The 19,350-nt window shown below is 59.9% G+C and carries 16 protein-coding genes and 1 other RNA gene; 14 read left to right on the forward strand and 3 right to left on the reverse strand.

Features of this window, described 5'->3' with window-relative positions:
* Positions 1 to 18 precede the first annotated feature (18 nt).
* The 13 genes from BMAGN_RS04035 (at position 19) to leuA (ending at position 12,998) form a co-directional block, all read left to right on the forward strand.
* Entirely contained in the window at positions 19 to 669 is a 651-nt protein-coding gene (locus BMAGN_RS04035) for a pilus assembly protein (protein ID WP_155802540.1), read from the forward strand.
* Complete coding sequence (locus tag BMAGN_RS04040; protein ID WP_022860362.1) at positions 669 to 1,286, forward strand: type II secretion system F family protein; 618 nt, start codon at positions 669 to 671, stop codon at positions 1,284 to 1,286. The genes BMAGN_RS04035 and BMAGN_RS04040 overlap by 1 nt, the downstream gene beginning before the upstream one ends.
* Positions 1,287 to 1,587: 301 nt before the next feature.
* Complete coding sequence (locus BMAGN_RS04045; protein WP_051126669.1) at positions 1,588 to 1,821, forward strand: DUF4244 domain-containing protein; 234 nt, start codon at positions 1,588 to 1,590, stop codon at positions 1,819 to 1,821.
* Positions 1,822 to 1,881: 60 nt separating this feature from the next.
* Positions 1,882 to 2,247: a TadE/TadG family type IV pilus assembly protein gene (locus BMAGN_RS04050; protein ID WP_022860364.1), complete on the forward strand. Its 366-nt coding sequence runs from the start codon at positions 1,882 to 1,884 to the stop codon at positions 2,245 to 2,247.
* On the forward strand, positions 2,244 to 2,618 hold the full coding sequence (locus BMAGN_RS04055; RefSeq protein ID WP_022860365.1) for an Rv3654c family TadE-like protein: 375 nt from the start codon (positions 2,244 to 2,246) through the stop codon (positions 2,616 to 2,618). The genes BMAGN_RS04050 and BMAGN_RS04055 overlap by 4 nt, the downstream gene beginning before the upstream one ends.
* Before the next feature lie 75 nt (positions 2,619 to 2,693).
* Positions 2,694 to 3,890: a diacylglycerol/lipid kinase family protein gene (locus BMAGN_RS04060; protein ID WP_022860366.1), complete on the forward strand. Its 1,197-nt coding sequence runs from the start codon at positions 2,694 to 2,696 to the stop codon at positions 3,888 to 3,890.
* 59 nt (positions 3,891 to 3,949) lie between these two features.
* Positions 3,950 to 6,400, forward strand: a complete 2,451-nt coding sequence (gene dnaX, locus BMAGN_RS04065) for a DNA polymerase III subunit gamma/tau (RefSeq protein WP_022860367.1) — start codon at positions 3,950 to 3,952, stop codon at positions 6,398 to 6,400.
* A 66-nt stretch (positions 6,401 to 6,466) separates the two neighbouring features.
* Entirely contained in the window at positions 6,467 to 7,072 is a 606-nt protein-coding gene (gene recR, locus BMAGN_RS04070) for a recombination mediator RecR (RefSeq protein WP_022860368.1), read from the forward strand.
* Between the two features lie 145 nt (positions 7,073 to 7,217).
* The gene (locus tag BMAGN_RS04075) at positions 7,218 to 7,979 is read left to right on the forward strand and encodes an aspartate kinase (protein ID WP_022860369.1); all 762 of its coding nucleotides are present in this window, start codon (positions 7,218 to 7,220) and stop codon (positions 7,977 to 7,979) included.
* A gap of 36 nt (positions 7,980 to 8,015) precedes the next feature.
* Positions 8,016 to 8,576 (forward strand): ACT domain-containing protein, encoded by a 561-nt coding sequence (locus tag BMAGN_RS04080; RefSeq protein WP_022860370.1) that lies wholly within the window; start codon positions 8,016 to 8,018, stop codon positions 8,574 to 8,576.
* An 84-nt stretch (positions 8,577 to 8,660) separates the two neighbouring features.
* Complete coding sequence (locus tag BMAGN_RS04085) at positions 8,661 to 9,731, forward strand: aspartate-semialdehyde dehydrogenase (protein WP_022860371.1); 1,071 nt, start codon at positions 8,661 to 8,663, stop codon at positions 9,729 to 9,731.
* A 441-nt stretch (positions 9,732 to 10,172) separates the two neighbouring features.
* The gene (locus BMAGN_RS04090; RefSeq protein WP_026502046.1) at positions 10,173 to 10,793 is read left to right on the forward strand and encodes a DUF5701 family protein; all 621 of its coding nucleotides are present in this window, start codon (positions 10,173 to 10,175) and stop codon (positions 10,791 to 10,793) included.
* Between the two features lie 294 nt (positions 10,794 to 11,087).
* On the forward strand, positions 11,088 to 12,998 hold the full coding sequence (gene leuA / locus BMAGN_RS04095) for a 2-isopropylmalate synthase (protein ID WP_026502047.1): 1,911 nt from the start codon (positions 11,088 to 11,090) through the stop codon (positions 12,996 to 12,998).
* 107 nt (positions 12,999 to 13,105) lie between these two features.
* Here the strand turns inward: leuA and ffs are convergent.
* Positions 13,106 to 13,200: signal recognition particle sRNA small type (ffs, locus tag BMAGN_RS08065), an RNA gene on the reverse strand.
* A gap of 103 nt (positions 13,201 to 13,303) precedes the next feature.
* Positions 13,304 to 14,446, reverse strand: coding sequence for an inositol-3-phosphate synthase (locus tag BMAGN_RS04100; RefSeq protein ID WP_022859912.1), 1,143 nt, complete (start codon positions 14,444 to 14,446; stop codon positions 13,304 to 13,306).
* 148 nt (positions 14,447 to 14,594) lie between these two features.
* Here BMAGN_RS04100 and BMAGN_RS04105 point away from each other — a divergent pair, with 148 nt between their 5' ends.
* Positions 14,595 to 16,982, forward strand: a complete 2,388-nt coding sequence (locus BMAGN_RS04105) for a transglycosylase domain-containing protein (protein ID WP_081640893.1) — start codon at positions 14,595 to 14,597, stop codon at positions 16,980 to 16,982.
* A 171-nt stretch (positions 16,983 to 17,153) separates the two neighbouring features.
* Here the strand turns inward: BMAGN_RS04105 and BMAGN_RS04110 are convergent, their stop codons facing one another.
* Positions 17,154 to 19,268 carry a family 43 glycosylhydrolase gene (locus BMAGN_RS04110; protein WP_033510725.1) on the reverse strand — a complete coding sequence of 705 codons (2,115 nt, stop codon included), beginning with the start codon at positions 19,266 to 19,268 and terminating at the stop codon, positions 17,154 to 17,156.
* Between the last annotated feature and the right edge of the window lie 82 nt (positions 19,269 to 19,350).

Genomic DNA, 19,350 nt, shown 5'->3' on the forward strand with positions numbered 1-19,350 from the left:
GCGGTTGTAAGTGTCCTGTTGCTAGCGTTGGCACTGGGATTGGCGTGGTGGAGTCCCGACCGTCCCATTCCACTGGAGCGGCGCCGGGCGCGGTTTAGTAATAGTTTCCGTTCACGCCGTGCGGAGCCGGGCGTCGGATTAAGTGTGGCGCTCGCCTCGATTGCCGCATCCCTGCAGTCGGGCATGACGTTGCGGTCTGCAATCATGCGGCAGATCCCTGCGCATGGCTCGATTGTTTCCATTACGGACAGCGCGGGCCGCCTGGATGCGGGCCGTTTGCGGGAGGCCATTGCCGGATGTGCGGCGGACCATGATTCCGTGCGCCAGGTTGCGCAAGTCGCGCATGGCCTTGCGGCTGCCTATGCGTTAAGCAGTGTATTGGGTTGCCGTACGGTCGATTGCGTGGAAGCCGTGCGTCGTGCGTGCCTGCGGCTCAAATTAAGCGAAGATCTGACAAGAACGGCATTCGCCGTACCGAAAGCCACCGTGCATATGTTGTGCGCACTGCCCGCCGTCACGCTGTTGCTGGGCGAATTGTTGGGCGCCAATCCCGTTTGGTTCCTTGTCGGTTCCATGCAAGGACTGCTGTGTCTGTTGCTGGGCGTGGGCAGTTACGCGCTCGGATTGTGGTGGATGAAACTGCTGCTTGACCGGGATGGCTCTCCGTGATGCACATGGCATGGGTGATCGTGGCGGCGCTGTGCGCGGGAGTGGCCGTATGGCTGTGGCTTGCACCCGTGCCGCTTGCGTCGCGGCTGGAATCGGTGGGACAAGGCCGCGACCGTCATGCGGGGGATAATTGGCGCCCTGACGCTGCACTCGTCCTCGAATTGCTGTTGGTAGCGCTGGAACAGGGCGCCGCGATTCCGCGAGCGCTCCAGTGCGTGGGGGAAGTACTGGGCGGCGGTGTCGGAACAGGCCTCGCCTATGCGGCGCGGCAACTTGTATGCGCGTCATCCTGGTCAGACGCGTGGTGCCTGCCGTGCGATCATCTTGCGGAACTGATAAACGGGGCGCCGTATTCGGCCGCCGATATCGACCATGCGCAGCGGATCCTGCGTCTGGTTGGCGCCACGTTGCGTGAGTCATGGGAACGTGGAATCCGCGCCGCCGCGCCATTGCGCGCGGCCATGGAACAACTTGAATCCACGGAGCGTACGCGTATTGAACAGCGTGCGCAAAAACTCTCGGTCAAACTCCTGCTTCCCACGGGCCTGTGCTTTTTGCCGGCCTTTCTATGCATCGCGGTTATTCCGACCATCGCGTCCTTTGCCATGGGCATGTAAATGTGCATAACTTTCGCACACACCATGTACTCACTTGTGCACCCGAAGTATGTGTACAACCACGGTGGCATGTGCATAACTCCGCCGCAATCCACATTTCCACCGAATTCGGAACCATCCGTGCACATTGGCATCTCGACATACCTCCGTCCGACCACAAGGCCCCGCGAAAGTGGCGTGGCAAAGCGGCGGCGAAGAAAGTGGAAGCACCGGGACTTGGGCCCGGCGCTACCAAGGATCGGACCACAACGACAAGGAGATCGCTATGAACACTGCACACGCCATGATCGACCGCAACCTCATGGCAGACCGTCCCCATTCACTGCGCGAGCGCATGCGCCAGGCGGCCATACGCCTTGACCTACGCATGCGCGCACTTGCCGAAACCCCTGAGCGCGGCGCGGCCACGGCCGAATACGCCGTCGTACTCGTGGCGGCCACAGGATTCGCCGCAGTGCTCGTCTCGCTGCTCAAATCGGATACCGTGCGCACACTGCTTACGAACATTGTGCAAAACGCGCTGCAAGTGGGGTAGATGATGCTGCGAACAGTGCGACGCCGGTACTGGTGCCGATACCACGAAACAGCCGGGCGCATGGCCGGCAATACGCGTTGTGGCGTCTCGTACGCCGCCGACCGTGGCGCGGTTACGGCCGAATTCGCCGTCATCATGCCCGCCGTCATTATTGTCGCCTCGCTCGTGCTGTATATGGCGCACATAAGCAATCGGACGATCGTATGTCAGGATGCGGCAGCCAACGTGGCGCGCATGCTCGTGGTACACGACGCCCATGTGGACGCCACAGGCATGGTGCACGCCACTGCGGGAGCCGGGGCCGGCGTCACTGTTCACCAATCCGGACGGCAGTTCACCGTGACCACGCAGTGCCCCGTAACCTGCGACCCATGGAGCGTACTGCCGTCCTCAGTCACGGGATCGGCGACGGGAGTGCGGCCATGAACGCCAAACTCGGGAATCTCGCAAAATCGGCGGACCGCGGCAGCGCGAGCATAGTGGCGGTAGGGCTGGTAGTCGGCATCATCACGCTGCTCACGATCATCGCGGCCGTCGGCAATGTACTGATCAGCAAAGCGCAGGCGCATACGGCGGCCGATATCGCGGCGCTCGCGGGCGCAAGCGTGCAGATGAATGCCAGCGCGGACGCGTGCTCGCTGGCTGCGCAAATCGCCAGCGACAACCAGGCGCAACTCGACGATTGCGCTGTCGAAAACGACGAGGTGCAGGTGGCCGTTACCGTACGAACGCGTGTGCCGCTGGTTTCGCGCGTAACCGTGCGCTCGCGAGCCGGGCCCGTTCCATGTGCCGCATAAGGGGCATGTGGGGTGCGTCACACCTTGTTCGCTGGCTCTAGCATTTGGGTGACTAGTGCGATTATCGTGAAGATTATGAAACGTGAGCACTTAATCGTGGCGGTTATCGGTAACCCGTCGGCAGCAAAAGGCGCAGGAGCGAAGAATAGCGCGAAAGTACTCGAACTACTTCAGCAGGCGGGTGAGGGCCATGGCTTTACGGCCATAGACCTTACAGGAACCAGCTACGAAGACTCACTGAACAACGCCCGCACGTGGCGCGACGAATATGACTATCTCGTGGTCGTGGGCGGCGACGGCATGATCTCGCTCGGCGTCAACGCCGTAGGCGGCACGGACAAGCCCCTGGGCATTGTGGCCATGGGCTCGGGCAACGATTTCGCGCGCGGCCTCAAGCTGCCCGTCAACCGTTTGGAAACGGCTGTGGAAGGCATTGTGGGCGCCATTGTGTGCGGATGCCAGGTGGAAGTGGATCTGGGACATGTCACGTCCGTGCCAGGCTCGGACTCCACGGCCGTGGACACGTCCACGAGAGACGCATTGCAGAAGCCGCGCCCCATCGACCGCTATTTTGCGGGCATGCTGTCTTGCGGCATCGACGCGTGCGTGAACGACTATGCGACGCACTCGCATTTGCCGGGCGGTTCCGTACGCTACTTCGCTGGCGTGCTGCATGAGATTACGCACTTTAAAAAGTATGGATACCATGTGAAAGTCGAGCTGTCTGACGGCGTGGTGGAGGAATACGACATCCTCTCTTCGATGTTGACTATTGCGAACTCGCGTCATATTGGCGGTGGCATTGAAATTTCCCCGTACTCGCGCTTTGCGGACGGCATGCTCGACATGGTGTGGATGCGCTATATCCCGAAGCTGCCCGAGCTTGCCAAAGCCGTGAGCCGCTTGTACAAGGGCAAGTTGCTCTCCACGCCATGCTTCGGCTGGCAACGTATCCGCCGTGTGGAACTGTCGTATTCGGGAGAAGGCGCCGAACCGCCGATCCTGTCGGCAGACGGCGAATATGTTGGTACATTACCTGTAGAGGTATCTGCCTCTCCTGAGAACTTGAGGCTGCTGGTTCCGCCGGCGGTGCAGAAGTCGTTCGACCAGGAGTCGCAGGATGCGCAAGTGGTCGCCATTATTGAACGCGACGGCCGAAACCCCGTGACGGGCAATTTTGTGAGTGAAGAGCTTGAGGAAGCCAAGCGGCTTGACGAGTCGGGCCAATTCGGCGCATCCGACGAGTCTGACGCATCGCACAAAATTGAGTGATCACGATGAACAGATGTATGGATAGGTGACTTTTCACCATTCTTTGAGGAGAAGTGCGAATGGCACAGGCGTTGTACCGCAGATACAGGCCAGACACATTTGAAGGCGTCATTGGACAAGATCAGGTAACGGTGCCGCTGATGCGCGCACTTGACAATCACAAGCTCACCCACGCGTACCTGTTTTCGGGTCCGCGCGGGTGCGGCAAAACCAGTTCCGCACGTATCTTGGCGCGCTGCATCAACTGTGAGCAGGGCCCTACGGCGCATCCGTGCGGCGTGTGCGACAGCTGTCGTGATCTGGCCACCGGTGGCCCGGGATCCGTGGACGTGGTGGAGATCGACGCCGCCAGCCACAACGGTGTCGACGATGCTCGCGAGTTGCGCGAGCAGGCGAGTTTCGCCCCCGCGCGCGATCGCTACAAGATTTTCATTCTCGACGAGGCCCACATGGTTACGCAACAGGGCTTCAATGCGCTGCTCAAGATTGTGGAAGAGCCGCCGGAACATGTGATGTTCATTTTCGCGACGACCGAGCCCGACAAGGTGATCGGCACGATCCGTTCACGTACCTACCATTATCCGTTCCGTCTTGTGCCGCCAGAAATCATGGGACCGTTCATTGAAGACGTGTGCGAGAAAGAGGAGATTACTGCCGAGCCGGGCGTGCTGCGGCTCGTCATGCGCGCGGGCGGCGGTTCCGTGCGAGACACGCTCTCCATTCTCGACCAGCTCATGGTGGGCGCCGTGGACGGCGAAATCCAGTATGATGCGGCGGTCGCATTGCTCGGCTTCACGCCGGACGCGCTGATTAGCGACGCGATTGACGCGATTATCGACCGTGACGGCGCGAAACTGTATGGCGTAGTACAGAACGTGATTGTGGGCGGCTATGATCCGCGCCACTTTGTGGAAGACCTGCTCGCGCGCACGCGCGATCTGCTCGTGCTCGCGTTGGGCGGCGACGCCGCGGAATCCGTATTGGGCGAGGATGCCGAAGAGCAGGTGGACTTGTTGCGCCGCCAGCAACAGCAGCTGGACTTGCGCACGCTGACGACGATGGCCGAGACGATGGACGCCACGCTTGTACACATGGCCGGCGCCGTTTCTCCGCGTATGCGTCTTGAACTGTTGGCCGCGCAGCTTATGGCCGTGCGTGAGCTGAAACCCATGGTTGCCAGTGGTGCCGCAGACGGCACGAACGGCGGCGCCAGCAATGCGGCACCCGTGTCGCACTACCGCTCCGCGCGTCAGCCGGCGGCTCAAGGCAACGCGAACGCACAGCACAAGGCTGCTGAAAGCCAGCCAACCGTTGCGCCTCAGCAAGTTCCTGCGAAATCCGCGCCGGTTCAGACCGCCGCCAAGCCCGCCGCGGCCCAGATGCCGCCTGTTTCCGCTGCTGCTCCAGCTCCGGCCCCTGCACAGCCAGCGCCAGCCCAGCCTGCCCCGGCTCAGTCCGCATCGGCTCCAGCTGCCGCGCCTCAACAACGGCCCGCTTCGGGTGGTTTCCCGACCTTTGGCCAGACGCCGGAATCGTCGGCGCTTGGCATCATCCCGTCCACGCAAAGCCCCGACGAACGTTGGGACCGTCTCGTGGCGGCGTTGCCGCACGATGTGGCCGAGTATGTGAACCGCACCAAAGTTCCGCGCATCAACCTTGTGCTCAACGAGCAGATGCAGACGGGCAAACTGTGGATCAAGTTCGACAAGCCGCTGAGCAAATACGCGTTCGCGCTTGCCGTGGCCAAGGAATCCGTGAATGGCACCACGAGCGTCGTGGACATTGTGCGCGCCAAGGTGCGTGAAGTGTTCGGTGCCCACGTTCAGCTCGCCCCGACCAAGAAGATGGCCGATGGCGCGCAGGCTCCGGCTTGGAGTGCGTTGCCCGCTTCCGAGCAACAGGAAATCCGTTCGCAGATCTCCAAGCAGAGCATCAACGCCTTGGATATTCCGGGCGTCCACATCGGCATGAGCATGCCCGGCAAGGCATCCGAGCAGCACAAGGATGCCGCTAGCCAGCCGAATGCCGCGCAGGACAAGCCGGCGTCCCCGGCGCAAGCTCCCGCGTCCCCGGCTCCCGCGGCCGCTTCGACGCCGGCCCCCGCATCGTTGGCCGACGTCGAGGATCCGTGGGCCATGCAGATGTCCGCCGCGAACGCCACCACTTTCGGCTCCGCCGACGTCACGTCTCCGGCCGAGCCGCCGTCCGATCCGTACGCGGCGGCGGAAGTCAAGGATTCCGCGAACGGTCCGGCACAGTCGAGCAGGCCGTCCTACCGCGCCGCACAGTCGAGCGAGCCGAACGAGGCCCAGCCCGAACCGGCTGCGCAAGACGACGTTCCTGACGACCCGAACGACTATTCGATGAGCGACCGCACGATTGAAGAGTCGAATATGATGAATATCGACGATTTCAAACGCGCGTTCGATGTGAAAAAAGTCGAGTCGTTCGCGGCGAACGATCCGCACAATCCGAAAAACGAGCGCAACAAGAAGGCGCGTCTCGATTAATCGGGCCACCAATTCCCATCATCAATAATCCATGCGGTAATCGATTCCGCAACGAAACGAGGACATATGGTCATGGCGTACGACGGCGCGGTACAGCGCCTCATCGATGCGTTCGCGGCGCTGCCCGGCATTGGACCGAAAGGCGCGCAGCGTATCGCGTTCTATTTGATGTCCACGTCGGGTGACGAGTCAACGCGGCTTATCGACGCCATTAGCGACGTGCAGGAACACGTGACGTTCTGTGAAATCTGCGGCAACGTGTGTGAGCACAGCCCGTGCGCGATTTGCGAGGATCAGCGCCGCGACCACAGCGTCATTTGCGTGGTCGAGGAGCCCAAGGACGTCATGAGCGTGGAACGTACGCGCGAATACCGCGGCCTGTACCACGTGCTGGGCGGTGCAATCAACCCGATGGCCAACGTCGGGCCGTCCGATTTGAGGATCGCGCAACTGTTGCAGCGTTTGCACGGCGACGAAGTGCAGGAGATTATTGTGGCGCTCAACCCCAACATTGAAGGCGAGGCCACCACCGCCTACTTGAGCCGCCTTATTTCGCCGCTGGGCGTGAAAGTCACGCGCTTGGCGAGCGGCCTGCCCGTAGGCGCGGACCTTGAATACGCCGATGAAATCACGCTTTCGCGCGCTCTGGCCGGACGACAAGAAGTTTCATAATTCAGTTCGTATGGTGAAAGTTGTCTAAACTGCGCAACATAAGGGCTTTTATAATCGGGATGCTCACCTACGATTGCCGCCCGATATGCAACAGCGAGGCAACACGGCGTGCAGCAATTCGATCGAGTTAGAGGATGAGATAACTGTGGCCCTTATTGTGCAGAAATATGGCGGATCTTCGGTGGCGGACGCCGATTCGATCAAGCGCGTCGCGCGCCGCATTATCGAGACGAAAAACGCCGGCAACGACGTGGCCGTGGTGGTTTCTGCAATGGGAGACACCACGGACGACCTGATCGACCAGGCGATGAGTATCGATTCCGATCCGCCCGCGCGCGAAATGGACATGCTTATGACGGCAGGCGAGCGCATCTCCATGAGCCTGCTTGCGATGGCGATCCATGCGGCCGGTTCGCACGCGTATTCGTTCACGGGTTCCCAAGCCGGATTCATGACGGACGCGCAGTTTGGCGCGGCCCATATTCGCGCCGTCAAGCCCGACCGTGTGCGCCGGGCGCTTGACAAGGGCAGCGTGGCCATTGTGGCCGGATTCCAGGGCAGAAGCGAACGTGGCGACGCCACCACGCTGGGGCGCGGCGGTTCCGACACGTCCGCGGTGGCGCTGGCCGTGGCGTTGGGCGCCGATATTTGTGAAATCTATACCGATGTGGACGGCGTCTTTACGGCTGATCCGCGCATTGTGCCCACAGCACGCCGCATTCCCGTGATCGGGTATGACGCCATTTTGGAGATGGCGTCGTGCGGTTCCAAAGTGCTCGCGTTGCGTTGCGTGGAATATGCGCAGCGTTTCAACATGCCGCTGCACGTACGCAGCTCGTTCTCCCATCGTCGTGGCACGCTCGTCATTCCCGACGGCGTCAATCCCGCATCTTTGCCGAATCTGTAATCACGAATCTGTAATCATTTGTAAATGGAGGCTTTCATGAACGATCAAGACACGTTGGGCGACATGTTCCCCGACTTGGGCCAGGAGGCTCCGATCATTTCCGGTGTGGCGCATGACCGTACGGAAGTGCTTGCCACGGTCCGTGGCGTTCCCGACGAGCCGGGCATGGCGGCCCGCGTCTTCGAGGGCCTTGCGGAAGCCGATGTGAACGTGGACATGATTGTGCAGGCGGGCGCGTCCACGGGCACGGCTGACATCTCCTTTACGATTCCCGGAGCGGCGGCCAAGCGCGTCCAGGAACTCCTGTTCGACAAACAGGATGTGCTCGGCTACACCTCGTTCGACGTGAACACGAATGTGGGCAAGGTGGCCGTGGTCGGCGTCGGCATGAAGACGCATTCGGGCCTGGCTTCCAAGTTCTTCCGCGCGTTGAGCAACGAAGGGATCAACGTGCTCATGATTTCCACCTCCGAAATCCGCATCGCCGCGCTGGTGCCGCTCGCCCAGCTTGACAATGCGGTCAAGGCATTGCACACCGCGTACGGACTGGACGCGGAGCAAGTGGAAGCGGTGGTATACGGCGGTACGGGCCGCTGAAATTCCGGAACGATCCGCTGACAACCGTTGGCGGTAGCAACGAAGCTGACAAGGCCGACAACGGCACTAACGGAAGGTAAATTCATGGTACAAATCAATGAGCGCGGCGTGAATGTGGCGGTGCTGGGCGCGACGGGCCAGGTCGGCATGGTGATGCGCCGCGTGCTGGACGAACTCGATTTCCCCGTAAAGAACTTGCGTTTCATGGCGTCCGCACGCTCGGCGGGACGCACGCTCGAATGGCGCGGTCATGAAATCGAAGTCGAAGACGTTGCCAAGGCCGATTTGACCGGCATCGACATCGCCATTTTTTCCGCGGGCGGTTCCACGAGCAAGGAGTGGGCGCCCAAGTTCGCCGAGGCCGGCGCGTATGTGATCGACAACTCCTCCCAGTGGCGCATGCACGAGGACGTGCCGCTGGTGGTGGCGGAAGTCAATCCCGACGATCTTGACGACATTCCGTCGCGCATCGTGGCCAACCCGAACTGCACGACGATGGCGATTATGCCCGTGCTCAAGCCGCTTGCCGACGCTTTCGGCCTCAAACGACTGATTGTCAGCTCCTATCAGGCCGTTTCCGGCGCGGGACGTGCGGGCGTGGAACAGTTGATGAACGAGGCTCAGGCCGCGCTCGACCAAGGCGCCGACCAGCTCGTGTTCAACGGCACCGCTATTGAATTCCCCGAGCCGACCAAAGTCGTGCGCACAATCGCGTTCAACGAAGTGCCGTTTATTGGCGCGCTTGCCGACGACGGCTCGCTCGAAACCGACGAGGAGCAGAAGCTGCGCAATGAAAGCCGCAAAATCCTGCACTTGCCCGACCTCAAGGCCTCCTGCACCTGCGTGCGCGTGGGCGTATTCACGGCTCATGGCATGAGCGTGAACGCCGAGTTCGAGCGCGAGGTCACGCCCGACGCCGCCCGTGAAGTGCTCGAGTCCGCTCCGGCCGTCGAATTGAACGACATTCCCACCGCCCAGCTGGCCGCCGGCAAGACCCCGAGTTTTGTGGGCCGCATCCGTTCCGACCAGGCCGTTGACGATGGCAAGGGCCTCGCGTTCTTCGTGACGAACGACAACTTGCGCAAGGGCGCCGCGCTGAATGCCGTGGAACTTGCGCAAATCGTGGCGCGCAAGCACTTCGCCGATCAGCTGTGACGTTGGTTGTGGGTTTCCTTCTTACCCGCGTAAAAATACGCAATTTACTGGTTAGACGACGATTATTCACGTGAATTTTTGCGGTTTGCTCGTTAACCGCGCTTTTTAGTCGAGACACGCCGCGGAACGCGAGTGAAAAGTGCGGTTAAGGCGTTATTTGCAGTTTTTCACGTGAATAATCGTCGTATTAGTCGTTATTTGCAAATATTCACGCAAGAAAACTGCAGTTAACGGGTAATCCGCGTATATTTACGCGACTAATAAGGAAACTGCAAATATTCACGCAAGAAAACCGCAGATAACGGGTTAACTGCAAAATTTCACGCAACGAATCCGCAGTTAACCAGTAAATTGCAAATATTAACGCTCCGTATGAGGCAACGGCGTTCTGCATTCGCGTAACGCGCGTCATTATTAAGCGAACGGGCTATGCTGGAAGCCATGTCAGTGGCATCAGTTGAAGCACAAAAGCAGTTGGACCGCATCGTGGCGCTCGGATATCCGGATGTGGCGGATATGAGCGCGGCGTCGTTCCGGGCGCTCGCGGCACCATTGATCCGCGCGCTAGAATCGAGCGATTTGGGATCCGATATTCTGCTGGTTCCCACGCGCGAGCTGGTCAGTCCCGAATCGCTGATCGCACGTACGTCGATCTACCGTATGGCGGGCTTCACAACGATGCCGCCGCGCGATATTGCCAGCTTCCAACCGCAAGCCGGTTTCGAACCGCCCGAAGGCCCGTTTTATTTGGTGATCGAGCCGCATACGGGCACGTGCTATGTCAATCGCGAGCCCGACGTGGCGCGCAAGCTGATCGATTCCGATGAGCGCATTCCGCTGACGCTCGAAGAGGGTCTGGCGATCGCCACGCAGCATCCGGAATGGTTGCTGGAAAAGAACGGATTCAATTTGCTGGGATCGCGCAGCAACGACGGCCGTGTGCCGAGCATTTGGATGAGCCAGAACGCTCCGCGACTAGGCGCCGTATGGCCCAATTCGCGTCATACTTGGCTCGGCAACGCGTATTGCATGGCGCGCCGCGGCATCTCGTTGTTCGCGTGAATTAGTTCGCGCATTGACGTCAGCGGACCTGCTTGTACACGTTCGCTGACGCACATTTGCTGGCATACCATTTCATATAAAACGTTTCGGCGTCCAAATTGTGATAATTCTTTTGACATATATGGACGTCTCTTCCGGTTGCCGTCTCATTCTCGCTACTGTGGGGGGGGGTACTGGCTTTCCAAAGCCGGTAACGCTATATGGGGAACGATGAAGTTACTGGCTCGATCTCTGGGCCCGTGTCGCTCCATATGGGGAAATGAGGAGTATATGCAGCAATCAGGAGGAGTAATGATGGATCCGGATCGTTCGTCAGTGTTTGATCTTGCGGCTATCGCTGCGGCGTCCAACGGAGGGAACAACGATCCGTCGTTGCCTCCCGCAAAATTCATTGGGGCACCGCAGAAGCCAAGCCATATGCCGTATACCAAGTATTTGGCGTACAACAGGCAGGTGCCGTTCGACTATCCTCAGCGCACCTGGCCGGACAAGCGGTTGCGTCGTGCCCCTCGCTGGTGTTCCGTGGATTTGCGCGACGGCAATCAGGCTCTCGTCAATCCTATGGATTCCGAGCGCAAGTTGCGTTTTTGGACGATGCTCGTGGATATGGGCTTCAAGGAGATCGAAGTCGGCTTCCCGAGTGCGTCCGCCACTGATTACGACTTTATTCGCATGCTTATCGAGCGCGAATTGATTCCCGACGACGTCACGATCGTCGTGCTTACTCAGGCGCGCGAACATCTGATTCGCAAGACGTACGAGTGCCTGCGCGGTGCGAAACGTGCGATTGTGCACTTCTATAATTCCGTATCCGTGCTGCAGCGCGAGGTCGTGTTCCGCAAAGACAGGGCCGGCATTATGCAGATCGCGACGGACGCCGCGAAATTGTGCAAAGATTTGGAAGGCGACGCCGAGGGAACCGATATTTATTACGAATATTCTCCCGAATCGTTCACGGGAACGGAACCCGAGTATGCGGTCGACGTGTGCAATGCTGTGATCGACGTGATCCAGCCGACTCCCGACCATCCGATGATCATCAATCTGCCGGCCACCGTCGAAATGACGACACCCAACGTGTTCGCGGACCAAGTCGAATATGTGTCGACGCATCTGAAGGACCGCGACGCCGTCGTTCTTTCCCTGCACCCGCACAATGACGAGGGTATGGGTGTGGCCGCCGCCGAACTCGGCATTCTGGCGGGAGCGGACCGCATTGAAGGCTGCTTGCTCGGCAACGGCGAGCGCACGGGCAACGTGGATCTGGTGACGCTGGGTCTGAACATGCTGACGCAAGGCATTGATCCGCAGATCGACTATTCGAATGTGCCGCTGATCCGCAAAACCGTGGAATACTGCAACCAGCTCAAGATTTCCGAGCGTCATCCGTACGCGGGCAATTTCGTGTTCACGGCCTTCTCGGGTTCGCATCAGGACGCGATCAAGAAGGGTCTCGAAGCGCGTGAAATGGCCGCGGAAAAAGCGGGCGTGCAGCTCGAGGACTTCTTGTGGCTCGTGCCGTACCTGCCGATCGACCCGAAGGATCTGGGCCGTTCGTACGAGGCGATTATCCGTGTGAACTCGCAGTCGGGCAAGGGTGGCATGGCGTACCTGCTCAAGGCCAACCACAATCTTGACCTGCCCAAGCGCATGCAAGTCGATTTCGAGCGCACGGTACAGGCGTATGCCGACCAAACCAAGTTGGAAGTAAAGGACGAAGACATCTGGCGACTGTTTAAGGACGAATATTTGGCGATCGACGATCACGGATCCACGGCTGCGGGCAAGCTTGTCAGCGATATGCACGATTCGTCGCTGCAGCAGTGGGGCAGGCTCAAGCTGCTCAATGTGGCGCTGTCGTCGGGCGAGGACGGTTCGGATACGCAGTTGACGGCCAAGGTGCTCGATCGTGGCGTGGTTGTGGGCAAGGACGAGGAAATCGTGCGCGAGATCAGCGGGATCGGCAACGGCCCGATTGACGCGTTCCTCAACGCCGTGGCCACCTTCGGTGTGTACGCGCGCGTGCTTGATTACGCCGAGCATACGATGTCCGCTGGCACGGACGCCATGGCCGCCTCCTATGTGGAATGCGAGATTGGCCAGGATGCGGAAAAGTGCGTGATGTGGGGCGCCGGTGTGGATTCGTCCATTATCACAAGCTCGCTCAAGGCCATTATTTCCGCGATCAATCGCGCACAGCGGTAGTAGGCGGGTTGCGGCTGCATCAAACCTGACTTCTTCTTCTGCATTTTGAGACATGAACCGCGGCGTGTCTGTCGCAAAATGCAGAAGGGAACCCAGCCGCCAGATAAAAGAAAAACCTCCACGCACCCGTTAGAGGCCACTTACCCTTGCTGCATTCCTGCCCTGGGGGGATTGGGTGACATAGCGCCACATGGAGGCAACAGTCAGTGTACACGCAATTTGAAAATATGCAAACTGCCCTGTTTTGCGTCAAGCGCAAACAGGGCAGTTCGTTATGCACAAGTTAAGTGCGGTATGCCTAAATTTCAGGCCTTCCAGACATCCTTGCCCGCAGCCTGGGCCGCGGCCACATCTTCATTGAGCTGTTCTTCAGTGGCTTCGACTTCACCCTTGATGAACTCTTCAACGAGCTGGCGAGCTTCGTTGTCCTCGTGCTGCACGGCCGGGGACTTCATGAAGTAGGAGCTCGGGGCGAGCACCGGGCCGGCCAGACCGCGGTCGAGGGCGATCTTGGCGGCGCGCACGGCGTCGATCACGATGCCGGCGGAGTTCGGGGAATCCCACACTTCCAGCTTGTACTCGAGGTTCAGCGGGACATCGCCGAAGGTGGTGCCTTCCAAGCGCACGAACGCGAACTTGCGGTCGTCGAGCCATGCCACGTAGTCGGACGGGCCGATGTGCACGTTGTGCGGATCGAGCTCGTGAGGAACAATCGAGGTCACTGCGCGAGTCTTGGAGATCTTCTTGGACTCGAGGCGGGAACGCTGCAGCATGTTCATGAAGTCCATGTTGCCGCCCACGTTCAGCTGGTAGGTGCGGTCAAGACGCACGCCACGATCCTCGAACAGGCGGGCCATCACGCGGTGCGTAATGGTGGCGCCGACCTGGGACTTGATGTCGTCGCCCACGATCGGGACGCCGGCGTCACGGAACTTCTGCGCCCACACCGGGTCGGAGGCGATGAACACCGGCAAGCAGTTCACAAATGCGCAGCCCGCATCCATGGCGGCCTGAGCGTAAGCCTTGTCGGCCTCTTCGGAACCAACCGGCAGGTAGGAGACAAGCACGTCCACCTTCTTGTCGCGCAGCACCTGGGCCACGTCCACCGGCTCCTTGTCGGATTCGGTAATCATCTGGCGGTAGTACTCGCCAAGACCGTCATACGTAGGGCCGCGCAGAACTTCCACGCCCAGTTCCGGCACGTCCGCAAACTTGATGGTGTTGTTCTGGGAAGCGCCAATGGCTTCGGACAGGTCCTTGCCCACCTTTTCGGAATCCACATCGAATGCGGTGACAAATTCAATATCACGCACGCGGTATCCGCCGAAATTGTTATGCATGAGGCCAGGGATCTTGTCCTCGTCCTTGGTGTCCTTGTAGTATTCCACACCCTGCACCAGGGATGAAGCGCAATTGCCCACGCCTGCAATAGCCACGCGAATGCTCATTTTTAAAAGACTCCTTGTGTATGCTTGCGCGTTTTCAACACCCAAGCATACAGTCGCCGTCCCACCAGCGGATTAAATGCACAGCATATTTTCGCCGATCAGCAATTGATACCATTACTTTTCGCCCTTATGGGCTACCGTGGGACTCATGGTTTCAAAGACACGAACCGCAAGTTCGCACCCAAATGGGGACGGTCCGAAATCAAGCCGTTCCACGGGAACGCCTGCAGCGAATATCGACGGTCAACACATATCTGAAAATTCTCCCAAGACTCCGAAGAACAACAAGCCGAAGAAGAAGCACAAGGGCTTGTGGTGGAAGATTCTGCTCGGGGTCATTGGCGCCATCCTCGTCATTGGCGGCGCCACCTTCGCATACCTGTATGCCACTACGAAAATCCCGAACCCGGAGGACACGGCTCTGGCTTCGAAGACCACGGTCTACTACTCGGACGGCACCACGAAGATCGGTTCGTTCGCCGAGGAGAACCGTGAGATCATCAACTGCTCCACATTGCCGAACTATGTGGGCGACGCGATCGTCTCTTCGGAAGACCGCTCGTTCTACACCAACAAGGGCATCGATTTGGGCGGTATCGCACGCGCCCTGTGGAACAACATCACCACGGGTTCGCGCCAAGGCGGTTCCACGCTGACGCAGCAGTATGCGGAACGCTATTACTTGGGTGAAACGACAAGCTATCTGGGCAAGCTGCATGAAGCTGTGCTCGCCATCAAGCTTGCGCACACCCAGGATAAGAGCACGATTCTGTGCAACTACATGAATACGGTCTACTTCGGCAACGGCGCGTATGGCATCCAGGCCGCCGCGCAGACCTATTACGGCGTGGACGCCAAGGATCTGACGGTGGATCAGGCCGCAACGCTGGCCGGCATTATTCCGGCGCCGAGCACCTGGAACCCGTACGACAACCCGAAGCAGGCCGAAAGCCGTTATGACCGCGTGATCCGCATCATGAAGGAAGACGGCTACATCACGGCCAAGCAGGCGCAAGACGCCAAGTACCCTGAGCCGATCCCGCTCAAGACATTCAATGATTTTGCGGGCCCCAACGGCTATCTGCTGACCACCGTGGAAAACGAATTGGTGGGCAACAAGGCGTTCACCAAGGAAGAGCTGGAAACGGGTGGCTACAAGATCATCACGACGCTGGACAAGTCCATGCAAAGCCAGATGCAGGCCGTGGGCGACGAGCGTCCGGCGGGCATGCCCGAAAGCATCCAGGTCGGCGGCATCGCCACGGATCCGCGCGACGGTTCCGTTAAGGCCATGTACGGCGGCTCGGACTTCCTTGCGCACCAGCTCAACAACAGCACGCAGGCCACGTTCCAGCCGGGCTCCACAATGAAGCCGTTCGGCCTTCTGGGCGCCGCGCAGGACGACGTGAGCTTCAATACGCTGTTCAACGGCAACTCGGGCCTGGAGTTCGAAACCACGCCTGGCGTGTATGCGGATGTGCCGAACGCGTTGAACATGAGCTACGGCAACATCAACTTGTATACGGCCACGGCGAAGTCGGTCAACACGGTCTTCATGAACGTCAACGAACACTTGACGCCTGAGAAATACGCCAAGATCGTCAAGGAAGCCGGCATCACGAGCAAGATCAACCCCGATACGCTGTACAACATTCTGGGTATCAACTCGATTACCGCATGGGATCTGGCGCAAGGCCACTCCACGATCGCGGGCGATGGCGTGAAGCATACGCTGCACGTGGTGGCCACGGTCTCCAAGGACAAGGACACGCTGTACAAGGCGAAGGATGACGCCACGCGCGTCTTCGACGCCAACGATTGCGCGCTTGTGCAGAAGGCCATGCTCGGCACCACTTCCGCAGGCGGTACGGCGCCGACGCTGCAGTACGAAATCGGCCGTCCGATCGCCGGCAAGTCTGGTACGGCAAACGATGAGACGGCGGCTTCCTTCGTGGGCTATGTGCCGCAGCTGCTCAACGTGTGGGCCATTTGGAATCCGGGTGAGGACGGCAGCGCTCAGCAGGTGCCGGCCTTCGACGGCTGGGGTGTGTCCTCCACGGGTTACCCGTCGCATCTGTGCGCCGAGTTCATGAGGCAGGCGCTGGAAGGCCAGGAAGTCCTGCCGTTCCCGACCGCCGAGGACACGGGTAAGATCGGCGGACCGGAAGGCAACTGGGGCATTGGCGGCGGCAGCTCCGCGGCCACGCAGCAGCAGGCTGTGCCGCAGACCACCGAGAACAACAATGATTCCAAGGACAAGGAATCCACCACCACGGGTGATGGCGACAAGAAGGAAACGGAACAGCAAACGCAGCCGGCTCCGCAGCCTTCGCCAACCACTCCGGTGACGCCGACCCAGGAACCGACCACTCCGGCGGTTCCGTCCCAGGAGCCGAGCACTGGGCCGACGACTCCGTCCACCGAGCCAACCACTCCGGGCGGCGGCACGGGACAGAACCCGGGCCAGAACCCAGGCCAGGGCGGCACTACGGGCGGCACGACTCCGCAAACGGACCAGAAGGGCGCCGGCGAGTGACGTTCCAGTCATGCGATAGCGTTCCAGCTACCCGGCAACGTTCCAGCGGTGTAGTCGCTTAAGAAGCCAACAAACAGCAAGAGGCCACAATATGTGGCCTCTTGTCGTATCTATGTCATGTTCGCGCCATGTGCGGCGCGGCGGGCCCCAGCGGATCGGAGCGACCCGCGATCAATCCACAGTAATGTCCATCACCACGCGTGCGAACGCGGGATCAAGCTCTTCGTGGCGCTGCATGTCAAGCACGGGCAACCCCTGCTCGGACCAGTGCACGCGGCGGACCACGGTGTAGCGTCCGCGATACTCGCCATGCTCGTATTTGGCGGCGTGGAACACGTACAGCAAGTTGCCGTCCTCATCGTACGACCACATGCCGTGTCCCGTGCCCAGCTGCCACGAACCGTTGTAAATGCTGGACTTCTGCAACGGATAATCGAGCTTGGTCCAATTCTCGGGGTCGCTTAAATCCGCGTCCACTCCGGCCGGAGCCATCGCCAGGCCCGTCGTATAGTCGATGCCGACCGACGAACCCGAATACAGCATGAAAATCGTGCCGTCGTGCACAATCGCGTTCGGACCTTCCGCAATCATGTTGTCCCATGCGAATTCCGGCAGCACAATCTGGCGAGGTTCTCCCGTAAGGCGTGCGGGATGCTCGGGATCGAACGGCGCGCACCAGATGCTGCCGACCTGCTGCCATGCGTAATACCAGTGGTCGTCGTCCTGAATAACCGTCATATCCAGCGAAATTTGCTGGACGGGATTGAGGATGCCGCCGTCGGCGCGCACAATCGGCTCGGGAACGGTCCAGTTTTCGGGAACGCGCGGATCGAGATCATTGCCGTCCTCATCCTGCTTGAGTTGCATGATGTGGCAGCGTCCCGTCCACATGTCCGTGTGCGTCTCGCCGTTCTCGTCGGGCTCGCCGTCGAACGACGGCATGAACAGAATCGACAGCCGTCCGTTGATCACATGCAGTTCCGGCGCCCAGAAACAGCCCGTCATCGCGCGGCCCTCACTATTGAGATCGCCGCACGTGAGCAAGTCGATTTCCTGTTCTTCCGCGCGCGCCTGGTCGGACAGTTCATAAATGGACGACGCCGTGCGCAGCGGCATGTGCGTGCGGCCATGGTGCGGATCAATGCAGTTGCCGTCCGTATCGTCCGTCGCAATGAACAGGAACATCGGTTCGCCGTTCCATTCCCATGCGAAAATTGACGGATCGGCGCGTCCCTCGGCGAACGGGACAGGATATTTCTCCTGCCGGATCACGCCGCTCAACTGCCATTGGTCGCCCGTTTCCAGCGATCCGGACGCGAGTTCCTCGGCCAACTCATGCAGCTCGTCCAAATTCCAGTCGACGGCGCGCGTCGTCATTGAATCGTCACTGTAGCGCAATTTCGCACGCACTTGAGTAAGCGGATCGAGCGCTTCCTGCGCCTCCTGCTCGCTTTCGACTTCGGACGGAATCAGTTGGCGCGGCGCCCACGTGGCCGTGTTGTAAATGTGGCCGAAACGGTCGATGAGCTGTTCCATTTCGGAAACGCTCAGCGAAATCGTGTTGCCGGGAACACAGTCTGGAATATTGAAACGGTCGGGATCATAGACGTCCGGATCGAAGAACGCATGCCACCACAATGGTACGCGTGCGCAGTCGAGCGGCTGTCCGGACTGCGTCGGCTCGATCAGATCGTCCGTAATCGCGTGCCAGATTTCACCTTCGTCGGTAACCCACGAAATTTCGTAATCCTCTTCCTCTTCGCGGAAGCGGATCGCGGGACGGTGCACGCCGCCCTGCGTCTTGAACTTGAGCTGACCCCACTGCGTGTAGGTCAACAGATCGTCGCTTGTGACGAGCAGCAACGAATCGCATTCCGATCCGTCGGGCTGGCCGCCGCGGTTCGTACGCGTGGCGGCCACGCCGAACGTGCCGTCGCGCATGCGGAACAGATACGGATCGACAAGCGACTTGAGCACCAGATCGACGCCCGGCATCAGCGCGTTGTAGGCGATGGCATCGCTGGGCGCGTCCCCGTTGACAGCGTCCGTATGCTCGCGGTCGACAATATACTGGCCGGCCGTGGCCGCCCCGCACGCGCTCTTGGGCGCCTGGTCCACGGGAACGGCAGCGGCGAACAGAATGCCGTAGTTGTCGTTCAAGGCGCGCCAGTTGCCGTCGGCGCGCTCGCGGATGGCCAGATGCATGCTCGCGGCGATGTCGTCATTGTTAGCTTCTTGGCGGCTGGTGGGACGCCTGGTATAGGCCAACAGTGAATAGGTCTTCATGGAAAAACCTTTCAGCAAAACACAAATAATTCAGTAGTCTTAACTTAGCGACTTTGCCCATGGTTGTCATAACGCATGTCAT

Source organism: Bifidobacterium magnum (assembly GCF_000741255.1).
In the GTDB taxonomy this organism is placed as follows: Bacteria; Actinomycetota; Actinomycetes; order Actinomycetales; family Bifidobacteriaceae; genus Bifidobacterium; species Bifidobacterium magnum.

What these genes read in the sequence shown, in the direction of transcription:
- BMAGN_RS04040 (WP_022860362.1), top strand. Translation starts at nt 669, where the DNA reads ATGCACATGGCATGGGTGATCGTGGCGGCGCTGTGCGCGGGAGTGGCC.
- BMAGN_RS04045 (WP_051126669.1), top strand. Translation starts at nt 1,588, where the DNA reads ATGGCAGACCGTCCCCATTCACTGCGCGAGCGCATGCGCCAGGCGGCC.
- BMAGN_RS04050 (WP_022860364.1), top strand. Translation starts at nt 1,882, where the DNA reads ATGGCCGGCAATACGCGTTGTGGCGTCTCGTACGCCGCCGACCGTGGC.
- BMAGN_RS04055 (WP_022860365.1), top strand. Translation starts at nt 2,244, where the DNA reads ATGAACGCCAAACTCGGGAATCTCGCAAAATCGGCGGACCGCGGCAGC.
- BMAGN_RS04060 (WP_022860366.1), top strand. Translation starts at nt 2,694, where the DNA reads ATGAAACGTGAGCACTTAATCGTGGCGGTTATCGGTAACCCGTCGGCA.
- dnaX (WP_022860367.1), top strand. Translation starts at nt 3,950, where the DNA reads ATGGCACAGGCGTTGTACCGCAGATACAGGCCAGACACATTTGAAGGC.
- recR (WP_022860368.1), top strand. Translation starts at nt 6,467, where the DNA reads ATGGTCATGGCGTACGACGGCGCGGTACAGCGCCTCATCGATGCGTTC.
- BMAGN_RS04080 (WP_022860370.1), top strand. Translation starts at nt 8,016, where the DNA reads ATGAACGATCAAGACACGTTGGGCGACATGTTCCCCGACTTGGGCCAG.
- BMAGN_RS04085 (WP_022860371.1), top strand. Translation starts at nt 8,661, where the DNA reads ATGGTACAAATCAATGAGCGCGGCGTGAATGTGGCGGTGCTGGGCGCG.
- BMAGN_RS04090 (WP_026502046.1), top strand. Translation starts at nt 10,173, where the DNA reads ATGTCAGTGGCATCAGTTGAAGCACAAAAGCAGTTGGACCGCATCGTG.
- leuA (WP_026502047.1), top strand. Translation starts at nt 11,088, where the DNA reads ATGGATCCGGATCGTTCGTCAGTGTTTGATCTTGCGGCTATCGCTGCG.
- BMAGN_RS04100 (WP_022859912.1), bottom strand. Translation starts at nt 14,446, where the DNA reads ATGAGCATTCGCGTGGCTATTGCAGGCGTGGGCAATTGCGCTTCATCC.
- BMAGN_RS04105 (WP_081640893.1), top strand. Translation starts at nt 14,595, where the DNA reads ATGGTTTCAAAGACACGAACCGCAAGTTCGCACCCAAATGGGGACGGT.
- BMAGN_RS04110 (WP_033510725.1), bottom strand. Translation starts at nt 19,268, where the DNA reads ATGAAGACCTATTCACTGTTGGCCTATACCAGGCGTCCCACCAGCCGC.